The 2,608-nt window shown below is 51.5% G+C and carries 2 protein-coding genes; both read left to right on the forward strand.

What is annotated here, in order from left to right; translation table 11 throughout:
- Positions 1–2,214 (forward strand): hypothetical protein (locus Q1K76_RS11855; RefSeq protein ID WP_300133657.1); only part of this gene is annotated, 2,214 nt, incomplete at its 5' end.
- A gap of 10 nt (positions 2,215–2,224) precedes the next feature.
- Positions 2,225–2,608 (forward strand): hypothetical protein (locus tag Q1K76_RS11860; RefSeq protein ID WP_300133659.1); only part of this gene is annotated, 384 nt, incomplete at its 3' end.

Here is a 2,608-nt window from a genome sequence, read left to right on the forward strand (position 1 = left end):
GGCGACAATTACGGGTATGTCGAATCCTCATCCCATGATTTGGTTTCAACGGTTTCGTCTTGGAGAATCACCGCTCCCGTCCATATCTTGTCGGGTACAACAGTGCTTCTGCCCGATGGGGCCATCGCTTCGGTATTCTTCAATGACGGCACTTACGGAAGATACTCCGAGACTTTCACCGCGACAAAAAACGGCACGTTGTATGTGTATAAAAATGACGGAAAGGAATTTTCCGTAACGATTGAACCGGGATATGCCAAGCAATGTATCGTCTTGTCGCAGTATGGTCAAAACGGAAATAAAGTGGACGGTTATTATACCCTCAACTACGGTACAAAAACAACCTACTACAACAATGTCGACGGCGGAGCATACATTCAAGCGCTTGTCGATTACAAAAACTGCTTTTTCCTTTACAACGGACAGATGTTCCGATTCGACGAAGAGACGGGCAGCCAAGTCATTTTGAGCAACAAATGCCGAATGACCAATTACATCGCAAGCAACTTGCACAAAGATACCTACACGGTGGTGAATTATTCTTTCGACAACTCGCAAAACTTGATTATCCGATTCTCCGACAACCCGATATTCAGGACCGAAGAGGGTCGTTATTTCAAGATATTCGAAGACGGCAGCGACTACAAAATCGTCTTGCAAAAAGGATACAGCCTCTATGTCGATGCCTTGGACATCAACCTCACCGATGCATATTCCCTCACCAACATCGCACGGATAGAGCCCCGCACTTTTTGGGAAGTAAGCAAAAACTACGGCGGCATTCTTCTCGCCTCCAACGACATTCCCACCTACAACAGTCCGAAGGGGTTCTATTCTTTCCCGGGGGTCATCGGTGAATATTTCCAAGGGCAGGAATTGGTAAAACAACGGGTAAGGAGCGTGGCAACCCCCGTCGTGAACGAAAATATTCTCGAAAAAGTGCCGAAGTTCGCCCATCTGATGCGCACCCGGGAGGAAGATGTCACCATCGTCTTCACCGGATCTTCGACCATCATGGGGCGTCCCTACACGACCGAACGGTTCGATGCCGGGCTCAGACCGCCCCTGTTGCAGGGCAACGACCTGTGCTCACTGATTTGGGATTGCATTTCCGCTCCTTGGGGGCAGGAATATCGCACATACCAATCGGATTTCTTTACCGAAACGGGCGATTGGGAGACCACCATCAACGCCGGCAACTGGGGCGATGCCGACGGGCAACGACCGACAAGGACGTCGACCAGCAGCAATGCTGCCATCGGATTTACCGTTCCCGCGCGCGCCAACTACTTCAACTACATCTATCGCGCCTGCGACCAAAGCGGGAAGCAGACCATCGCCGTGGCCGAGGGAAACGGTGCGGTAGAAGTGTTTGATTACAAAACCGGTGCTTGGGTCGAGGCGAACGGGTATGTCCTCGATGCAAACACCGACAGCATCGTCTCGGCCATGAATTTGGCGTATGCCGACAACACCATCTACCAGATGCGCATGAAGATGCGGAAGCTCTCTTCTTCGGAAGTGTCGATGACCCTTACGAAGAGCTCGGGCACACGCATGAATTACATCGGCGTGGAATGGACGCGGGGAAAAAATTTCCTCTACCTCATCAATGCCGGCCGGGGCGGCTGGGCTCACACATGCAACGGCTCCGCCATCGACCTGAACAAGGTGCAAGGAACCGACATTCTGGTGTTCAAGCCCAATCTCCTGATGGGACACATAACCATCGGAAATATCGGTGCTTCGGGAACCGGCAACCAAGAAGCCGGTTATTACACCGACTTTATGAAACGGGTCTACTTCAATGAGTTCAACGATGCCGACAGTTCTTTCCACAAAACATTAAATGGCTATTCCGACTGCGAGTTGTGCCTGTTTACCGCATATATAAATGCCGGATTCGGACAAAACAGGCTTTTTGACGACGCCAACCGTACCATCTTGTTGCGAAAAACTGCCGGCGGGAAATCGGTCTCCAACATCTCCTACTACGACAACTGCGCTGCCTGGATGGCGACAAAACCCTGCGCGAGCATCTTTGCGCACAACCTTTTTTGGAGATGGGCCGAAAGAGCCTTCAACGACATCTACGAGGCTTACACTCCCACCGCCAAAGAAGGTTGCAGCCTGATGACCGATGGCATGCACGCCAACGACAACGGGTGCTATTACATCTATTGCGTTCTGAGCCAACTTTTCTCACGCCTATAAAACCCTCAAAATGATGGATAAAATCTTCAACTGGGAACAATGGCGCATGATTGCCGTCTCGGCCATAAGCCCCGTGCTGGCCTTTCTCACGCCGACGAAGGGGTTTGTCTATGCCCTCGTCCTGATGTTCGCCTTCAACGTTTGGGCAGGAATGCGTGCCGACGGGGTGTCGGTGATCCGATGCCGAAATTTCTCATTCAAGAAGTTCAAGAACGCGTTGGCCGAGCTGCTGCTTTACCTCGTTATCTCGGAGACGATATATTCCATCATGATGGGCTGCGGCGACGACACGGCGGCGCTCATTGCGATGAAGTCGCTGACATACGTCTTCATGTATGTCTATGTGCAGAATGCCTTCCGCAACCTCATTCATGCCTACCCGGCCAACAAGGCG

The organism is uncultured Barnesiella sp. (assembly GCF_946496565.1).
GTDB classification, from domain to species: Bacteria; Bacteroidota; Bacteroidia; order Bacteroidales; family Barnesiellaceae; genus Barnesiella; species Barnesiella merdigallinarum.